The sequence below is a fragment of the Cystobacter fuscus genome, assembly GCF_002305875.1.
GTDB classification, from domain to species: domain Bacteria; phylum Myxococcota; class Myxococcia; order Myxococcales; family Myxococcaceae; genus Cystobacter; species Cystobacter fuscus_A.
This window is the reverse complement of record NZ_CP022098.1, coordinates 3,559,784-3,577,426: the sequence shown is the minus strand read 5'-3', so window position 1 is coordinate 3,577,426 and position 17,643 is coordinate 3,559,784. Positions and strand designations below refer to the sequence as shown.

Sequence of the window (17,643 nt, the reverse complement as noted above, 5' to 3'; positions counted from 1 at the left end):
CCCCTGGAATTCCAACGGCTTATAGCCACTCCCGCGTACCCTCGCCCACTTGTCCGCAGGACGGGGTGGGGGGCGCATATGGCCCCCTGTTCCCACCCCTAGCGGCGGCTCCGCGGGGCGCAGTCCTGCTTGTCCAGCTTGAAGACGACCGGCTTCGTGGGCTCCGCCGGAACCTCGAAAGTCTTGGTTTTCGGGGTTCCAGCCTGGTTCGGGCAACGGAACTCCACCAGGAGCGTCCCCGGCAACACCGAGAGGAAACCATTGGGTTTCACGCTGGCGGTCCCCACCCACAACTGCGTCCGGGCCGGGGCCTTGAACTGCACGCGCACCCCCACCGCCAAGGTGGGATCCTGAAGGTTCTTCTCCCCCTCCAGGGCGTTCGGGGAGGAGCCGGGGGAGCCGGGCGCTCCCATGCCTGTCTGGCCGCTCTCCGAGCTACCCGCCACGTTGGGCTGTGCCCCCGGGGAGGGAGCGGGCGAGCTTCCCTGCTCCGGAACCGGGGCGTCCGCCGCGGCGCGACCCGTGCCGGACTCCGGAGCCACGGAAGGATCCGCCGGCGTCTCCGGTGGGGGCGTCTCCTCCGCTTCGCTCGAGGCCTCCTGGCGCGAGGTGGCCATGGTGGAGGTGATCCACCAGGCCGCCACCGCGACCCCCACCCCCAACACCACCATGAGCAACACCGCCAGGATCATCTGACGCCGACGCCCCCCCGTCGAGGGCGCGGGCAGCGGCTGGGTGTAGGAGCCCATGCCTCCGCCAGCCGTGGTGGAAACGTCGTCGTCCGGATCGTCGTCCGGCTCCACCTGGCGCAGCGGCAGGCTGTGCGTGCCCGACACCTCGGAGGTGCTCTCGGACGTGGACTCGCCATACCCGACGGCGGACACGGCGCGCGAGGGGCCTCGCTCGTTCAGCGTGGCCACGGAGAGGGCTGACGCGACGGAGGGATCTTCCTCGCCGAAGTCCTCGTCCTCCGCCTCTCGCACCGGAGGCCCCCGGCGGCGATCCAACGAGGCCACGGAGGGCGTGGGCTTGCGCGTCAGAACGGCGGAGCGCCGGCCCGAGGCGAGGCGACCCAGCCGCTCATGGGTCGTGGACTCATCGTCCCGATCCTCCTCCTCGACCTTCTCGTTGAAGCGACGCAGGGCACGGCCCAGGGGACTCGTCTGCTCGGCGCGACCACCAGGCTGGGGGCCCACGGCGGTGGGCTCGGCTTCGTCCGCGCCCAGGGCCGCGGCGGCGAGCATCTCCTGCGGGCGGGCCATCTCCGTGCGGGGCTCCTCGCCCTCGGGGTCCACCGCGGGCGGCTGGCCGTGCACGTTGGTGCGCAGGCTGGGCCGGGCGACGAGCCCCGAGGGAGGAGGCGGCAGCACGGGAACCACCGGAGGCAGGGAGGACACGGCCTTGCGGCTGCCGGTGATGGGCACGTGCAACTGCGTGCGCTCCTCCTCCGCGCCGAGCAGGCGAGCGACGTAGGCCGCCACGTCCTGGCTCTGCTTCATCGTCCCCGAGGCGAGCAAGGCCTCGAGGTCCGCCTGCACGTGGGCCGCGCGCTGGTAGCGCTGGGTGCGGTCCTTCATGAGGCACTTCATGACGATGCGCGACAACTCCTGGGGGTAGCCGTCGCGCAGCAGGTGGGGCGGGGACGGGTGCTCCGAGCGGATGGCGAAGAGGATGCCCTCGGTGTTGGCCCGGGAGAAGGGAGAGCGCCCGGTGGTGATCTCATAGAGCATCACCCCCAGCGCGAAGATGTCCGAGCGGTGATCCAACTTCTCCTGCATGACCTGCTCGGGCGACAGGTAGAGGAACTTGCCCTTGATGACGCCCGGCTTGCTGCGCTCGGCGAAGGCCTCGGCCTTGGCGATGCCGAAGTCCACGAGCTTCACCTGGCCGTTGTAGGCCACCATCACGTTCTGGGGGCTGACGTCCCGGTGGATGAGGCCCAGGGGACGACCATCCACGCCCTTGGAGTTGTGGGCGTGATCCAGGCCCGCGGCCACCTGGGCGCAGATGCGGGCGGCCACGGCGTAGGGCACCGAGGCGGAGAAGCGCGTCTCCTCGGCGAGGATGCGCCGCAGGTCCACGCCCTCCACGTACTCCATCGCGATGAAGATGCTCTCGTTGATGCGGCCCAGCCCGAACACCTGGACGATGTTCGGGTGGTGGAGCTGGGCGGCGATGCGCGCCTCGTCCAGGAACATCTGGACGAACTCCGGCTCCTCCGTGAGGTACGGGAGGATGCGCTTGATGACCAGCAGCTCCGGGCTGGGAGGTTCCTGGGCGAGGAAGAGCTCCGCCATGCCGCCCGTCGCGAGCCGCTTGACCAGGAGGTACTTGCCGAAGGGGGTGGCAGTCTGGGGAGAATTCTCGGGAATGGCAGCCCCCAAGGCGGACCGGAGTGAGGAGCGCGAACTCGCGCCGAGCTTATCCAAAATCAACCCTCCCCTTGGAGGGGGGGTCACGCGAACGGGAGCGGGGATACCAGACCCGACGCCCGTCCGGCTACTTCTCCACTACCCCCCTGGCGGACCCATCATGAAACGCGCGAGCCAGCCCCGGGGCCTCTAACATGGGGGGCCATGCCCCCCGCCCTCCATGCCTTCTTCCAGGGTCTGTCACCCACCCTGCACATCTCCCACCGGGGGGGTTCCCGGCTCGCGCCGGAGAACACCCTCCCCGCCTTCCGCCTGGCCGTGGAACGCCACCGCACCCAGATGCTGGAGACGGACGTCCACCTGACGCGGGATGGAGAGCTGGTGGTGGCCCATGACGCCACCCTGGAGCGGTGCACCGACGGCGCCGGGGAGGTGGCCACCCATACCCTGGCCGAGCTCCAGCGCCTGGACGCCGGCTTCCACTTCAGCCCGGACGGGGGGCTCACCCACCCCTTCCGGGACCAGGGCGTGCGCCTGCCGTCCCTGCGCGAGGTGCTGCGCGCCTTTCCAGACCTGCGCCTGAACATCGAGATGAAACCGGACGTGCCGGGCGTCGAGGAGGCCTTCGCTTCCCTGCTGCGCGAGGAGCGGGCGCTCGGGCGCGTGTGCGTGGGCAGCGAGCTGGATCCGGTGGGCGAGCGCCTCGCGCGGGTGCTGCCGGAGGCCTGCCACTTCTACCCCCGCGACGCGCTGACCGCCTTCGTCCTCGCGGTGCGCATGGGCGAGCCCATCCCGGAGGATCCCCGCTACGGCGTGCTCGACATGCCCCTGTACTTCGGCGAGGTGCGCCTGGTGGACGACCTGCTGCTGAGCGCGGCGAGGGCCCACGGCAAGTGGATCAACGTGTGGACGGTGGACGACCCCGGGGAGATGCGCCAGCTCGTCGCCGAGGGCGTGGGCGGCATCATGACGGACCGACCGGATCTGCTCCGCCGAGTCTTGGACGAGTCCCCCAAGCCGCGTTAAGCCCTGGAGCGTCCATGCCCCGCCCTCCTTCCCGCAAGCGCGTCTCCCAGGATCCGGCCGAGCCCAGCCTGGTCCCGCGGTCCACCCTGGCCGCCGGCCCTCCCCCGCCGCCCGCTCCCGAGACGCCCGCGCGCAACACCGTGCGCCGCGTGCGCATCCCCCGGGCCCGCCGCTTCGTGGCCCTGGCGGGCAACATCGGCGCGGGAAAGACGACGGCCGCCAAGCTCATCAGCCAGTCCTTCGGCTTCGAGCTGTTCGACGAGCCCGTCATCGACAACCGCTTCCTCAAGGACTACTACGCCAACATGGGGCGGTGGTCCTTCACCCTCCAGCTCGAGTTCCTCATCCGGCGCGTCGAGCACCACGAGCTCATCCACTCGGTGAAGAAGAGCTGCGTGCAGGACCGCACGCTCTACGAGGATCCGGAGATCTTCGCCAAGTACCTGCATGGGCTCGGGCACCTGACGAACGCGGAGCTGGATCTCTACTTCGAGTACTTCCAGCGCCTCACGCGCGGCATCGTGCAGCCCGACCGGGTCATCTGCTTCGACGTGGCCGCGGTGGAGGTGCTGCTCGAGCGCATCCGCGAGCGGGGCCGCGAGGAGGAGAAGGGCATCCAGAAGACCTTCCTGCGCGGGCTCAACGGCTACTACGCCACCTTCCCCGAGGTGCTGAAGACGAAGTATGGCATGGACTGCCTGGTGCTCGACGTGACCACGCAGGACATCCGCACCGGCCGGGGACGCGAGGAGTTCCTCGACCGGATCTCCACCTTCCTCGCCTGAGAGGTAGCACGCCCGTGCCCGAGTTGTCCCCCAAGAGCCCCCGTGAGTCCGAAGTGGTGATGACGCAGATGATCCTCCCCTCGGACGCCAACCCGGCCAACGCCGCGTTCGGAGGCCGGGTGATGGAGTGGATCGACATCTGCGGCGCCATCTCCGCCCAGCGCCACTGCCGGCAGATGGTGGTCACCGCCTCCATGGATGACCTGCACTTCCACGCCTCCATCAAGGTCGGCTGGACGGTGACGCTGCACGCGCGAGTCATCGCCACCTTCCGCACCTCCATGGAGGTGGGCGTCACGGTGACGGCGGAAAACCCGCTCACGGGCGACAAGCACCTGACCACGAGCGCCCTGCTCACCTTCGTGGCCATCACCCCGGAAGGCAAGCGCGTGCCGGTGCCCGCGCTGAAGCTGGAGACGGAAGAGGAGCACGCCGCGCTGCGCGAGGCCGAGCAGCGGCGTCAGGAGCGGCTCGCGCGCAAGCCCACGAGCTTCGCCTGGCAGAAGGTCATCAAGCCCGGCATCGCGGGCTGACACGCCCCCGGTAGCCCGTGCGGCCGACTCAAGGAGCGGCTCCTCCGCCGCGCCGACGTGGTATCCCTTCTCTTTCCCCCTGCCACCGACATGACCGACCTGAACCCCATCCCCTTCTGGTTTCTCCGCCACGGAGAGACGGACTGGAACGCCCGCCTGCTCTCCCAGGGACAGGTGGACGTCCCGTTGAACGAGGTAGGCCTCGCCCAGGCGAAGCGGGCGGCGCAGGCGCTGGTGGGGCAAGGCATCCGCTCCATCCATTCCAGTACCCTCGGCCGCGCGCGGGTGACGGCGGAGATCGTGGCGGCGCGGCTGGAGCTGCCGGTGAACTTCGATTCCGAACTCCAGGAATGCGCCTTTGGCGTGAGGGAAGGGCAGAAGATGTCCGGCTGGTTCGACGACTGGATCACCGGCATCGCGACCCCCAAGGGGGCCGAAACCTTCGCCGCGCTGCGCGAGCGCGCCGTGAAGGCCATCAACCGAGCCACCGCCCATCCCGGCCCGGTGCTGGTCGTGGCGCATGGAGCCCTCTGGCGCGCCGTGCGCCAGGCGGCGGGGCTGGAGGCGAACATCCGCACCCCCAACGCCCTGCCGCTCTGGGTGGAGCCGCCCTCGGGCAATGGAGGCTGGCGCCTCACCGCGACGGAACTGAGGGCCTGAACCGACCGCGGAAGAGTCAGTCCTCGCCCTCTTCCGGAATGGCGCCTTTTGGAAGGAGCGCGGAAGGTGTCAGGGAATTCGTACCGGGAATTCGTACCGCGCATCGCAGCGGAGTGATGAGCGCCGACTCGAATCCTTTGACACCTTCGCGGGACCTTCGCGGGGCCAAGCGCCTCATCGGAAACCGTGCGGCCCGCCTCCGCATCGGCAAGTCCTTCACCGACCGCTTCGAGGAATCGGGCACGATGGGTGAGCCTATCGAACTCCTCGGGAGAGAGGAGCACGGCGGCGGGCTTGCCACTTTGGGTGATGACCACCGGACGGCGATGCTCTTTCAACCGGCGCACCACTTCGGAGGCACGAGCCTTGAAATCGGCGATGGGCAGGATGTCCTCTGAAATGTGGAGTGGTTTCATGATCACTTAGAGAGACGGGTGGGACGACAGGCGCGGGCTCCGCTTCATCTTGTCACCGAAGCCATGGGCGGCATCGAAGATGGGGTTCATGTTCACGTTGGCGCCCACCCGGGCGCGCATGCCCACCCCCAGGGACGCCCCCACGTCCACGGTGAACCCGAGGCGCCCATTGTTCATACCGCCCGCGAAGGAGGCGCCCCCGTAGAGGCCCTGGATGGCTCCGGCGCCGCCGGACATGCGCACCGGCCCCATCTTCACCTCTCCGTGGCCGACCTCCTGCGCGCCCGCCAACCCGAGGCCCGCGACCTTCACCATGGCCGTGCGGCTGCCCTTGTCGAAGACGGCCGTCGCCGTTCCGCTGGCGTAGGTGCCCGCCGTGACGCTGCCCTCGGCCCCCACGCTGGCGTGCTTGTTGAACGCGTGCTCGACCTTGGCCTCGGCCTTCGTGCCCACGAGCGCCTCGCCCTTGGCGTGCAACGCCACCCCGGGCTCCTTCCGGGACGCTTTCAGCGCGCCCTCGCCCGTCAGGGTGGCCCCCACCTCGACGGACGCCTTGGTCTGGGTGGTGCCCAGGCGGCCCTTGTGCGTGTTCTCGTATTTCACCGTGGCCGCGGTCACCCCGAGCTCCGCCTTGCCCTGGGCCTCGAAGTGGCCCTTCTCGCGGTCCTTGAAGTAGGCGCCTTTCATCTTGGACTGGCCCACCGTCATCAGGTTGTTGCTGGCCGTGCCGTTGACGTTCTTGAACTCCAGCTTCTTGTACGCGTGCTCGCGCTTGTTCTCGACCTTGGTGCCAAGGAGCTTGTCCTTCTTGTCGGCCGCGGGACGATCCTCCAGCTTGTCCAGCCGGAAGTCCCCGACGGTCCCCACGTCGGCGTGCCCCTGGCCCACGTGCAGCGGCTGCGGAGCGAGGGTGCCCAGCACGGCGGCGCTCGCCTTGTCCGGAGGCCGGACCCTGGGCGGGGGCGGCCCCTCCAGCGCCGCGGCACGCTTGAGCTGCCCGGGGCCCGGGGGCTCGGGAGGGGGTTTGGCGAGCTCCGGTGACGCCAGGTCCTTCGCACGACGCAGCGCGTGCCCCGCGGGGGCGGGGGGAGACTGTGGATGGGAAGCCGCGGAAGTCTTGGAGGACTGACCGTGCGGCAGGATCTGAGCCATGGGACGGGGGGCTCGATGCTTGATGGTGGCCATGGGCGTTTTCCTTGATAGCTGCCATCACAGCCATCAGCCGCGAGCGTGAGAGTGAACTCCTCGTGCCATCATTGAAACGCGACACAAAACAGTGTCGATCGGCCCCCAGGACCGCGCCTCTCGGAGGCGCGGAATGCACTATGTTTGATTTTGCCCCATTCCCATCATGAGCGCGTGAGTACAGGAAACGTGACGTCATCCCTCGATGAGTTGTTGGCAGCAGGTCAGGTGAAACAAGCAGAAGAGCTGGCGAAACAACGTCTGGGCAAGGACATCAACGACGCGCAGGCGCTCCTCACCCTGGCCAAGGTGGCGTTGCTGGCGGGCGACCAGGTCCGGGCCGAGTCGATGCTCCAGCTCGCCTCCGCCCGGGGTGCACGGGAAGAAGTGGCGCTGGTGCGCGCCGCCCTGGCGCTGCAACGCCAGGAGTGGGAACGAGCCCGGGTCATCTACCAGTTCCTCGCCACCCAGTCCCCCACCCGGTCCGAGGCCCTCTATGGTCTGGGATGCACGCTCAACCGGTTGAACGAGAGCGAAGCGGCCCGCGAGCCGCTGGAGCGCGCCGTGGCGCTCGACCCGCTGGTGCTCGCCTACCACTTCGAGCTGGGTCGCACGTGGATGGCCTTGGGCCGGGCCCGGCCGGCGGCGCGCCAGTTCGTCTCCTGCTTGCGTCTGGACAAGCGGGACGCGCGCGCGTGGCGCTTCCTGGTGGAGCTGCTGTCGCGGCGCGGCAAGACCCGCTCGGCGGACCGGCTCCTGGAGCTGGGCTTGGAGCTGGTGCCCGATGCCGAGGTGCTCCTCGAGCTGATGCCGCCCACGGACGAGGGGCGCCCAACGCCGCCCTGATCGGGCATGCCCGGCAACTGCTCGAGTCGATGGACACTCAATGGCGAGCCCAGGGCGCCTGTCCGGGCCTACTCGGAAGGAGGCGGCATCGTCAGGCCCTTCACCCGCTCGAGGTTCGCGCGGTGGAAGGTGGCGCCGGTGAGCGTCGCGGCCGCGAAGCTCGAGCGCTCGAGGTTGGCCCTGTCGAAGCAGGCATTCGTCAGGTTCGCCCGGTCGAACTGGACGCGCTCGAGATTGGCACCCCGCAGGTTGGCGTCCTCGAGGATGGCGTCGCGCAGGTCGGCCCTCTCGACGTTGGCGGAGCGGAGGTCGGCGTGCGTCAGGTTCGCGCCATCGAGGTCGACGCCCTCCAGGTTGGCGCGCTGGAGATTCACACGGGACAGGTTGGCCTCGCTCAGCCGGGCGTCCTCCAGGTTGGCCCCCTCCAGGTTGGCGCCCTCCAGGTTGGCACGCGAGAAGTCCACGCCCTCGAGGTTCGCTCCCTGGGCGTTGATGCCCACGAGGTTGGCGCCGATGAGCCGGGCGTCCTCCAGGTTGCAGCCCTCGAGGTTGGCGCCGGCCAGGACGACCTCGTGCATCTCGGCGTGCTCCAGGTTCGCGCCGCGCAGGTTGGCCTCGTGGAGGTTGGCACCGTCCAGGTCGATGTCCGCCAGATTGGCGTTGCGCAGGTTGGCACCGCGCAGGCTCGCCTGCCGGAGGTTCAGCTCCCCCAGGTCCGCCCCGGAGAGGTCCGCCCCATCGAGCATGGCGTGGGCGAGTTCGACCCCCGCCTCGACCGCCGCCTCCAGGGCCTCGCGCAGATCGCCGTCATGACTGAAGAGCTCCGCCCCTGCCTTGTCGTGGATCCGCGTCCTCATCGTCCGTCCTCCCGGTGAAGTGACGCGCGCCAATGTACGAGGCGGCGCCACACGCCGGTAGCGCGAAGACGAGTTGGCCGCCCCCGGAACGCGTGAGTGGACATCCGGATGAACGACGCCCCGTCTGCCCGAACCCGTGCGCTCATCCTGAGCCACCCCCACCGGGTGCTACCTCAGCGGTCACGAGCGGCCACCCGAGGCTGCTCGGCTGGGCTCCTGACCGTCCATCAAAAGATGCGTCGATGCGTCACAAATCCACCGGGCTGATTCTTCCCTAGAGAAAGAATGCGCGGTGGCACCCACTCGCTGCCAGCGCCAACCCGGAGGAAGCGCCGCGATGAGCCTGGCCTACGTGGAAGTGGAAGACCGCGAAACCACCACCCACCGGCTGAAGACAGGACAACCAACCTTCCGCTGGGATGTACACCCTGTCACCGGAACATTTTGCTCTGGACGCACTGACACAGGAGAAGCTGAAGCACATGCACCCAATGGCACACACCAGCTTAAGCAGCTTTTCTTCTGAGTTCAAGAACTTCATCATCGAAACGAAATCTTTGCTGAATCGTAAAACGTTTTCCTGGCGCTTCCAGTGCCTTTTGTTTAAAGAGCGAAACCAAATCTTCCTGGTTGAGAACAAGGATTGAAAGATGTTCTGGGACGGCTTCGACTACCTTGAGATGTATGTGGGAGATGCCCGGCTGGCGGCATACTTCTACTGCACAGCCTTTGGCTTCCGACTGGTGGCCCAGGCAGGACCCGAGACGGGAATGCAGGACCGGCGCTCGCTGCTGCTCGTACAGGGAAAGACGCGGCTGCTGCTCACCTCGGCGCTGACGCCGGACGATGCGGTGGCGGAATACGTCAAGCTCCACGGGGATGGACTCAAGGACATTGCCCTGCGCACGCCCGACGCGGTGGGCGCCTTCCGGGAGGCGGTCGCCCGCGGCGCGCGCCCGGTGATGGAGCCGGTGAGCATCGAAGGCCCCAATGGCCGGCTCATCCGCGCCACCGTCGCCGCTGGCATGGGGGACGTCGTCCACTCCTTCGTGCAGCGCGAGCTGCCGGAGGAAGACTTCATCCCCGGGCTGTACCAGAAGGTCGAGTCCTCCTCATCGTCGGCGGCCGATGCCTTCGTGCGGGTGGACCACGTGGCCATCTGCCTGGAGCCGGACACGTTGAATCAGACCATCGGCTTCTACGAGCGGGTGTTCGGGTTGCACAACTCGCACCACGAGGACGTGGAGACCGAGCGGAGCGGGATGAACTCCAAGGTGGTGCAGGATCGCTCGGGGAACATCTGCTTCGTCATGATGGAACCGAGACACCGCAATGACACCGGGCAGATCTCCGAGTTCCTCGCGCTCCATCGAGGTCCGGGCGTCCAGCACGTGGCCTTCCTCACCGAGGACATGGCCGCGTCCATCAGGCGGCTGCGGGCCCAGCAGGTCGAGTTCCTGGAGACGCCGGATGCCTACTACGACGTGTTGGAGCAGCGGGTGGGCAAGCTGGACGAGGATCCCTCCGTTCTGCGCTCGCTCCGCATCCTCGCGGATCGGGACCCCTGGGGCTATCTGTTGCAGACCTTCACCCGGCCCAACGTGAGCCGGAAGACGCTCTTCTTCGAGCTCATCCAACGCAAGCAGGCGCGGGGCTTCGGCGGGGCCAACATCCGCGCGCTGTACGAGGCGGTGGAGCGCGAGCAGGCGAGGTCTTGAGCATGCGACCTGTTTGCGTAGGAGATTACGAGGCCCTGGCCCGGGAGCGGATGGAGCCCGCGAACTGGGAGTACTTCCAGGGAGGCAGTGGCGAGGAACAGACACTGCGCGCCAACCGGGAGGCTTTCGAGCGCGTCTTCTTCCGGCCGCGGGTGCTGGTGGATGTGTCGAAGTGCGACCTGTCCACCCGGCTGCTGGGTACTCCCGTCTCCTTTCCGGTGGGCGTGGCGCCCATGGCCTACCATCGACTGGCGCATCCCGAGGGCGAGGTGGCCACCGCGCGCGCGGCCGGGGCGGTGGGGGCGTTGACGGTGGTGAGCACCTTCGCCAGCCGGAAGCTGGAAGAAGTCGCGCAGGAGGCGCAGGGCCCGTTGTGGCTCCAGGTGTACTGCTTCCGCCGCCGTGAGGTCACCGAGGCCCTGGTTCGCCGCGCCGAGGCCGCCGGGTACCGGGCGCTGGTGCTGACGGTGGATACGCCCCGGTTGGGCCGGCGCGAGCGAGACGTGCGCAACGGCTTCAGCCTGCCGGCGCACGTGCGGGCGGAGAACTTCGGCGAGGAGCTCGTCGCCGCCCTCCATGCGCACCAGCCAGGGGCCTCCGCCGTGGCCACCCATGCCCGGGAAACCATTGATCCGAGCCTCACCTGGGAGTCGCTCGCCTGGCTGCGCTCACTCACCCGGCTCCCCCTGGTGCTCAAGGGCGTGATGACCGGCGAGGACGCGGCCCGCGCCGCCTCCCTGGGCATCGAGGGAATCATCGTCTCCAACCATGGGGGCCGACAGCTCGACGGGGTGCTCCCCGCGCTCGAGGCCCTGCCCGAGATCGTCCGCGCGGTCGCCGGCCGCTGCGAGGTGCTGATGGACGGAGGCGTGCGCCGTGGCACGGACGTGCTCAAGGCCCTGGCACTGGGGGCGCGCGCCGTCCTGGTGGGGCGGCCCGTTCTCTGGGGGCTGGCGGCGGCCGGTCCCGAGGGCGTCGAGCACGTCCTCTCCATGCTGCGCGACGAGCTCGAGCTGGCCATGGCCCTGGCCGGACGTCCCTCCCTCGAGCACATCGACTCTTCCCTCGTCCACGCTCGCTGAGCGGCCGGACGGACACCTGCAACCCCTCCCAGGGGCACCGGCGCTCGAGAAGCGTCAGTGCCCTGTCTCCCCCATCGACTCCACCATGTACTCACTGAGCGACGCCGACAAAGCCCTCCTGCCCACCGACGAGGAAGTAGCCTTCTACCGCGAGCACGGCTGGTACCTGTCTCGCCAGATCTTCTCCGACGAGGAGATCGACACCCTGGCGGCCGAGCAGGATCGCTACTACGCGGGCCATCGCGACCGGAAGCTGCCGACCCGTCCTCCCCGCATCGCCTACTGGGAGCCCGCCCACGGGGACACCACGCGCAACAACGACTACGTCTTCTACGAGAGCACCGTGATGGCGAGGATTCTCGCCAAGCCCGTGCTCGGAGCCATCGCCGCGCGACTGAGCGGCACGGATCAGCTCCGCCTCTTCAACAGCGCCCTGATGTACAAGCCCCCGAACCTGAAGGGGGACGCGACCGTGGTGCCCTGGCACTTCGACCGGCACTACTGGAAGACCTGCACCTCGAACGACATGCTCACCGCCTTCCTCCCCCTCCACGACTGTGACGAGGAGATGGGCACCATCGTCATGGTGGACGGCAGCCACACCTGGAAGGAAGTGGGCGACAACGACACCACCACCAAGCACTTCCTGCACCGGAACAAGAATGAACTGGAGCAGGTGCTGGAGGAGAACGCCCGGTTCAACGGCGCCACGGTGCGCAAGGTGCCCATGCGTTTCAAGAAGGGGCAGGTCAGCTTCCACCACTGCCTGACGTACCATGGCAGCGGCTCCAACCTGAGCACCAGGCCCCGGCGTGCCTTCTCCCTGCACTACCAGGACCGCAAGAACCAGTACCGTCCCTATCACCTCTCCACGGGAGAGCTGCTCGCCTACAACCACGACGTCCTGTGCCGCAAGACGCCCGAGGGTCACCCGGACTATTCGGACCCCGAGATCTGCCCCGTCTTGTGGGAAGGCCGTATCTAGGCTCGCATCTCCAGCACCCAGGCTCGCATCCCCATGCTCCGCAAAGACTCACTGCACCCGGCCCTCTCTCATTCCTCCCTGGAAGTGATGAACTTCCTCAACGAGGTGACGCTCCGCTTCCCGGAGGCCATCTCCTTCGCCCCGGGGAGGACCTATGAGGGCTTCTACGAGAGCGGACGCCTGGCGACCCAGCTCCAGAGCTACGTCCGCTACCTCGAGAATCAGCAGGGCTTCACCGAGGCCCAGGTTCGCACGCGCCTGTTCCAGTACGGGCGAACCAACGGCCACATCCAGGAGCTGATTGTCCGGATGCTGGAGAAGGACGAGGGGATGCAGGTGGATCCCCAATCGGTGGTGGTCACCGTGGGCTGCCAGGAGGGGATGTTCATCACCCTGCGAGCCCTCTGCGCCACCCCGCGCGACGTACTGCTGGTGAGCTCGCCCTGCTACATCGGCATCGTCGGGGCCGCGCGGCTGCTGGACATCGAGCTCATCCCCGTGGAGGAGGGACCGGAGGGGCTGGACCTGGAAGACCTGGAGCGCAAGGTGCGGGCGGCGCGGGCCGAGGGCAAGCGGCCCCGCGCCCTCTACGTCATCCCTGACTTCTCCAACCCCTCGGGCAACAGCCTCTCCCTGGACTTGCGCCACCGGCTGCTGGAGGCCGCTGAGCGTGAGGACTTCCTGTTGCTCGAGGACAACCCCTACGGGCTCTTCTCCCGTGAGCGCGAGCGGCAGCCCACCCTCAAGGCGTTGGACAAGCGGAAGCGGGTCATCTACTTCGGCTCCTTCGCCAAGTCCGGCTTCCCTGGAGCCCGCGTGGGCTACACCCTCGCGGATCAGCCCGTCATCGATGGGGCCGGCCAGCAGACGCTCCTCGCCGACGAGCTGTCCAAGGTGAAGAGCATGGTCACGGTGAACACTTCACCCATCTCCCAGGCGCTCGTCGGGGGATTGCTGCTGGAGAATGACTGCACCCTGCTCGCGGCCAACCAGCAGGCCATCCGCTTCTACCGCGAGAACATGGAGACCGCGCTGCGGGCACTGGAGCGGGCCTTTCCCCGCGACGCGGCCTGGACGCGGGGGGTGAGCTGGAACCACCCCCAGGGCGGCTTCTTCCTCGTCGTCCAGCTTCCCTTCGAGGTGGATGACGCCCTGCTGGAGCGCTCCGCCAGGCGCTACGGTGTTCTCTGGACACCCATGCGCTACTTCTATATCGATGGCGGCGGCGAGCGAGCCATGCGGCTGTCCTGCAGCTATCTCGCACCGGCGCGGATCGAAGAGGGCATCCAACGTCTGGCCCGGCTCATTCAAGATCGCATCGAGGGACGGCTTCCATGACGAATGCCCTGCTGTACGCGGTGACAGTGCTCATCTGGGGATCCACCTGGCTGGCCATCAAGATGCAGCTCGGGCTGGTGCATCCGGCGGCATCGATCATCTACCGCTTCTCGCTGGCGGCGGTGCTGATGTTCGCCTGGGTGTTGTCCCGGGGCCTGCCGCTGCGCTTCAAGCCCAGGGATCACTTCTTCATGGCCCTGGTAGGGGCGCTGATGTTCTCCACCAACTTCCTGTGCTTCTACATGGCATCGGCCTACCTCACCTCGGGGCTGGTCGCCGTCATCTTCTCCATGTCCCTGCTGCTGAACATCGCCAACGGGTGGTTGTTCTTCCGCCGCAAGGTCGCCCCGACGGTGCTGGTGGGCGCGGCATGCGGGCTGGTGGGCATTCTCCTGGTGTTCTGGCCCGAGCTGGCCCGCTTCAACCTGGACAGCAACTCCGGCCGGGGAATCGCCCTCTCGCTGATGGGGACCCTGCTGTTCTCGCTCGGCAACATGGCCTCGGCCCGCAACAGCGCGGCGGGGCTGCCCACCCAGTCCAGCACCGCCTACAGCATGGCCTACGGGGCGCTGTTGCTGACGGTCTTCGCCCTCGTCCAGGGCGTCGACCTGCGCTTCGACTTCTCCCCGCGCTACATGGGCTCGCTCCTCTACCTCGCCCTGTTCGGCTCGGTGGTGGCCTTCGGCAGCTACCTCACCCTGCTGGGGCGCATCGGAGCGGAGCGCGCCGCCTACGCCACCGTGCTCTTCCCCATGATCGCGCTCGGGTTGTCCACGGTGTTCGAGGGCTTCGTCTGGACGCCACGGGCGCTCATGGGCGTGCTGCTGGCCCTGGTGGGCAACGCCATCGTACTCACCAAGCCGGAGAGGCTGGGGAAGCTGTTGCGCCCGAGCAGAGCGCCGCAGCCCTGAGCAGCGGCCTCTCGATTCAGCGTCTACCGGGACGAGTCCCGGTTCAAAGAGGTCAGCACTGGCGATTGAGGGCCCCCCACTCGCCTATGAGTCATCCCGCGCGAGGGTCAGGAACACGGCTGGCAACTCCTTGTTGCCCAATCCCGCGCTGATTGCCCGCTTGTAGTTGTCGAGCAACTCCTTCGGGAAGCGCGCGCTGATGCGGGCATCCTTGCTCAACCGGACGATGTGCTCGATTGCCGCGACGTGGGTATCCAGACTGCACTGGTCACCGGAAAAGTCGTTGCTTTCGATCATTCCTCGCGCGGCGTCGGCGGTGACGGAAATCAAACCGAGGAAGGAGTCCTTGTGGGAGAAAAAGGTCTTTGGATCGAGACCTTCGGCCTTGCACATGGCCGCGGCGTGGAGGAACGCCAGGGAACTCCCGTAGTAGGCCTCGAGAATCGCGCAGTCGAGCGTCGCGGCGGAACCGATCTTCTCGTCGACGTAGATCGACTTGCTGGCTATCGCCCGGAGGGTGTCGAGATGCCGGTCGAAGACCGACCGCGACCCGGCGTAGAAAACCGTCGCGTAATCGGTGGCGACGAAACCCGGGTAGGCGAGGATCGCGGCGTCCAGGTAGTCCACGCCATTCGCCTTCGCCCACTCCAGCCCCTCGCGAGCGTCCGCGGGTGAGCCGCTGGTGAGCTGAACGAGGGTCGTTCCGGCAAGTGCCGATGCGACACCCTTCGCGGAGAACAGCTCGAAGCAGGCGGCGTAGTTGGACAGGGAGACGACGACCAGCTCTCGGCCCGATACGGCCTCGCGCAGATCCTCCACTGCGGTCGTGCCACCCCCCACGGCTCTTGCCTTGCTCGCGGTCCTGTTCCAGACCGCGACGTCGTGACCCGCCGCGGCGAAGGCTCGCGCCAGTGCGCTTCCCATGAGGCCACTACCGATCACCACGATTTTCGCGGGACTGCTGGGGGCCATGTTCCATCTCCTCTCGTTTCACGAGTCCTTCTCGCGGCGGGCCGGACCACGGCGGGTGCTCGTACGCCAGCACCCGCCGCGGCATCCCGCGGAGTGACTGTACCGCCATCGTGCCAGATCAGCGGGCCTGGGGCGCCGGGGGTCCACCAGAAGACTGCAGCAGTTGTTGCATGGCGGCCGGGTAGCGATCCCCCGCGGCGACGTTCCGGGGCGCGATGGCCTCGATGTCGGCGAGGTCCTGCTGGGTGAGCGTGACGTCCAGAGCCCCCAGATTGTCGTCCAGGTACTTGCGCCGCTTGGTGCCCGGAATGGGAACGAGATCCTTGCCCTGGGCGAGGACCCAGGCGAGTGCGAGCTGCGCCGCCGAGCACTTCTTGCGCTGGGCGAGCTGATCGATGTGCTCCACCAGCTTCAGGTTGCGCTGGAAGTTCTCCCCCTGGAAGCGCGGCGAGTTGCGGCGGTAGTCGTCCGGCTCCAGGTCCTCGAAGCGCTTGATCTGCCCGGTGAGGAAGCCTCGGCCCAGCGGGCTGTAGGGCACGAAGCCCACGCCCAGCTCGCGGCAGGCCTGGAGCACGCCGTCCTCCGGCTCACGGCTCCACAGCGAGTATTCACTCTGCAGCGCGGTGATGGGGTGCACGGCGCACGCGCGGCGCAGCGCGTCCGCGTTCACCTCGGACAGCCCGAGGTAGCGCACCTTGCCCTGCTTCACCAGCTCCGCCATGGCGCCCACGGTCTCCTCGATGGGCGTCTTCGGATCGACGCGGTGCAGGTAGTACAGGTCGATGACCTCCATGCCCAACCGCCGCAGGCTGGCCTCGCATGCCTGCTTCACGTACTCGGGGCGGCCGTTGATGTCGCGCGCGTTCGGGTTGTTCGGATCCCGGACGATGCCGAACTTCGTGGCCAGCACCACCTTCGCGCGGTGCGGGCGCAGCACCCGGCCCACCAGCTCCTCGTTGCGCCCCGGGCCATAGGCATCGGCGGTGTCGAAGAAGGTGATGCCCCGCTCCAGCGCGTGCAGCAGCGTGGCCTCCGACTCCGCATCATCCCGCCCGGCGTAGAAATCGGACATGCCCATGCAGCCCAGGCCCATGGCCGACACGGTCAGCCCCTGCTTCCCCAGCTTTCGAGTTTCCATGATCTCCACCTCGAGGTGACTTCACGCTCCCTACAACGTGTGCACTTCTTCCAGGAGGCGGGCAGACTCCCATCCGGGCGGGAAGCCTCCCCCACCGGATTCCATCCCTGGCGTCCACCCACCGGCCCGTTGGAGTCCGGCGGCCGGACCCAGGGCACGGCCGCTCGGGTGGGTCCTTTACTGTTCTCACATATGAGAAATGTCAAGTCGAACGCAGGAGAAGAGGAAGCGGCGGAGTTGGAGGCGGCGGAGGCCTCGCGGTTGGGGGCACGCATCCGGGAGCTGCGGCAGGCACGGGGGCTCACGCTGGAGGTGCTGGCGGAGCGCTCCGGGGTGAGCCGGGCGATGATTTCCAAGGTGGAGCGGGGAACGAACAACCCCACGCTGGTGGTGGCGGTGCGCATCGCGCAGGGGCTCGGGGTGGGGTTGTCGGAGCTGCTGTCGCCGCCCAGGCCGAAGCAGGCGCGGGTGCTGCTGTCGCCGGCGCAGCAGCCCACGTTCCGTGACGCGGAGAGCGGCGTGGTGCGGCAGCTCCTGTCCCCCGCGTTCGAGACGCGGGGCGTGGAGTTCGTCCGCTTCACCCTGCCGGTGCACGCCTCGACGGGGGAATTGCCGTCCAAGGGTGTGCCGGTGGGCAAGCACCTGGCGGTGGAGAAGGGCACGCTGCGCATCGACTTCCCTGACGGGAGCGTCACGGTGGAAGCCCAGGAGGCCTTCTACTTCGAGGCGGACGTGCCCCACGCCTTCGTCAACGCGGGGCGCGGCGTGTGCGTGTACTACGTCGTCATGGCGCGCGGGCCGGGTTGACGCGCCGACCGA

Annotated in this window: 17 protein-coding genes and 1 pseudogene; 12 read left to right on the top strand and 6 right to left on the bottom strand. The window is 68.0% G+C overall.

All coding sequences use genetic code 11. The features are described from left to right. Positions 1 to 98 precede the first annotated feature (98 nt). A complete protein-coding gene (locus tag CYFUS_RS14790; protein WP_269770271.1) occupies positions 99 to 2,384 on the bottom strand; it encodes a serine/threonine-protein kinase in 2,286 nt (761 codons plus the stop codon). Between the two features lie 192 nt (positions 2,385 to 2,576). Here CYFUS_RS14790 and CYFUS_RS14785 point away from each other — a divergent pair, with 192 nt between their 5' ends. The 4 genes from CYFUS_RS14785 to CYFUS_RS14770 all read left to right on the top strand — a co-directional run bounded on the left by CYFUS_RS14785 (position 2,577) and on the right by CYFUS_RS14770 (position 5,376). Further along, positions 2,577 to 3,398, top strand: a complete 822-nt coding sequence (locus CYFUS_RS14785; RefSeq protein WP_095985816.1) for a glycerophosphodiester phosphodiesterase — start codon at positions 2,577 to 2,579, stop codon at positions 3,396 to 3,398. A 14-nt stretch (positions 3,399 to 3,412) separates the two neighbouring features. Then, complete coding sequence (locus tag CYFUS_RS14780) at positions 3,413 to 4,183, top strand: deoxynucleoside kinase (RefSeq protein WP_095985815.1); 771 nt, start codon at positions 3,413 to 3,415, stop codon at positions 4,181 to 4,183. 14 nt (positions 4,184 to 4,197) lie between these two features. Next, the gene (locus tag CYFUS_RS14775) at positions 4,198 to 4,716 is read left to right on the top strand and encodes an acyl-CoA thioesterase (RefSeq protein WP_095985814.1); all 519 of its coding nucleotides are present in this window, start codon (positions 4,198 to 4,200) and stop codon (positions 4,714 to 4,716) included. Between the two features lie 90 nt (positions 4,717 to 4,806). Then, on the top strand, positions 4,807 to 5,376 hold the full coding sequence (locus CYFUS_RS14770; protein WP_095985813.1) for a histidine phosphatase family protein: 570 nt from the start codon (positions 4,807 to 4,809) through the stop codon (positions 5,374 to 5,376). Between the two features lie 236 nt (positions 5,377 to 5,612). Here CYFUS_RS14770 and CYFUS_RS54520 read toward each other — a convergent pair. Together CYFUS_RS54520 and CYFUS_RS14760 are read right to left on the bottom strand one after the other, a co-directional pair. After that, positions 5,613 to 5,792, bottom strand: a pseudogene (locus CYFUS_RS54520) (type II toxin-antitoxin system Phd/YefM family antitoxin); the annotation flags it as partial. A gap of 6 nt (positions 5,793 to 5,798) precedes the next feature. Beyond that, entirely contained in the window at positions 5,799 to 6,977 is a 1,179-nt protein-coding gene (locus CYFUS_RS14760) for a hypothetical protein (protein ID WP_095985812.1), read from the bottom strand. A 189-nt stretch (positions 6,978 to 7,166) separates the two neighbouring features. Between CYFUS_RS14760 and CYFUS_RS14755 the strand changes: the two genes are divergently transcribed. Beyond that, positions 7,167 to 7,823 (top strand): tetratricopeptide repeat protein, encoded by a 657-nt coding sequence (locus tag CYFUS_RS14755; RefSeq protein ID WP_157758454.1) that lies wholly within the window; start codon positions 7,167 to 7,169, stop codon positions 7,821 to 7,823. Positions 7,824 to 7,891: 68 nt separating this feature from the next. Here the strand turns inward: CYFUS_RS14755 and CYFUS_RS14750 are convergent, their stop codons facing one another. Continuing rightward, positions 7,892 to 8,680, bottom strand: coding sequence for a pentapeptide repeat-containing protein (locus tag CYFUS_RS14750; RefSeq protein WP_095985810.1), 789 nt, complete (start codon positions 8,678 to 8,680; stop codon positions 7,892 to 7,894). 337 nt (positions 8,681 to 9,017) lie between these two features. Here CYFUS_RS14750 and CYFUS_RS50580 point away from each other — a divergent pair, with 337 nt between their 5' ends. The 6 genes from CYFUS_RS50580 (at position 9,018) to CYFUS_RS14720 (ending at position 14,714) form a co-directional block, all read left to right on the top strand. Beyond that, complete coding sequence (locus tag CYFUS_RS50580) at positions 9,018 to 9,206, top strand: hypothetical protein (protein ID WP_157758453.1); 189 nt, start codon at positions 9,018 to 9,020, stop codon at positions 9,204 to 9,206. Positions 9,207 to 9,330: 124 nt separating this feature from the next. After that, positions 9,331 to 10,398 carry a 4-hydroxyphenylpyruvate dioxygenase gene (gene hppD, locus CYFUS_RS14740; protein WP_095985808.1) on the top strand — a complete coding sequence of 356 codons (1,068 nt, stop codon included), beginning with the start codon at positions 9,331 to 9,333 and terminating at the stop codon, positions 10,396 to 10,398. Between the two features lie 2 nt (positions 10,399 to 10,400). Then, positions 10,401 to 11,480, top strand: a complete 1,080-nt coding sequence (locus CYFUS_RS14735) for an alpha-hydroxy acid oxidase (RefSeq protein WP_095985807.1) — start codon at positions 10,401 to 10,403, stop codon at positions 11,478 to 11,480. A gap of 85 nt (positions 11,481 to 11,565) precedes the next feature. Next, positions 11,566 to 12,465, top strand: coding sequence for a phytanoyl-CoA dioxygenase family protein (locus CYFUS_RS14730; RefSeq protein WP_095985806.1), 900 nt, complete (start codon positions 11,566 to 11,568; stop codon positions 12,463 to 12,465). Positions 12,466 to 12,498: 33 nt separating this feature from the next. After that, positions 12,499 to 13,803, top strand: coding sequence for a PLP-dependent aminotransferase family protein (locus CYFUS_RS14725; RefSeq protein WP_095985805.1), 1,305 nt, complete (start codon positions 12,499 to 12,501; stop codon positions 13,801 to 13,803). After that, a complete protein-coding gene (locus tag CYFUS_RS14720; RefSeq protein WP_095985804.1) occupies positions 13,800 to 14,714 on the top strand; it encodes a DMT family transporter in 915 nt (304 codons plus the stop codon). The genes CYFUS_RS14725 and CYFUS_RS14720 overlap by 4 nt, the downstream gene beginning before the upstream one ends. Before the next feature lie 84 nt (positions 14,715 to 14,798). Here the strand turns inward: CYFUS_RS14720 and CYFUS_RS14715 are convergent, their stop codons facing one another. Together CYFUS_RS14715 and CYFUS_RS14710 are read right to left on the bottom strand one after the other, a co-directional pair. Further along, positions 14,799 to 15,686, bottom strand: a complete 888-nt coding sequence (locus CYFUS_RS14715; RefSeq protein WP_095985803.1) for an NAD(P)-dependent oxidoreductase — start codon at positions 15,684 to 15,686, stop codon at positions 14,799 to 14,801. A gap of 118 nt (positions 15,687 to 15,804) precedes the next feature. After that, positions 15,805 to 16,824, bottom strand: a complete 1,020-nt coding sequence (locus CYFUS_RS14710) for an aldo/keto reductase (protein WP_095992002.1) — start codon at positions 16,822 to 16,824, stop codon at positions 15,805 to 15,807. A gap of 192 nt (positions 16,825 to 17,016) precedes the next feature. Here CYFUS_RS14710 and CYFUS_RS14705 point away from each other — a divergent pair, with 192 nt between their 5' ends. Next, positions 17,017 to 17,631 carry a helix-turn-helix domain-containing protein gene (locus tag CYFUS_RS14705; RefSeq protein ID WP_095985802.1) on the top strand — a complete coding sequence of 205 codons (615 nt, stop codon included), beginning with the start codon at positions 17,017 to 17,019 and terminating at the stop codon, positions 17,629 to 17,631. Positions 17,632 to 17,643 lie beyond the last annotated feature (12 nt).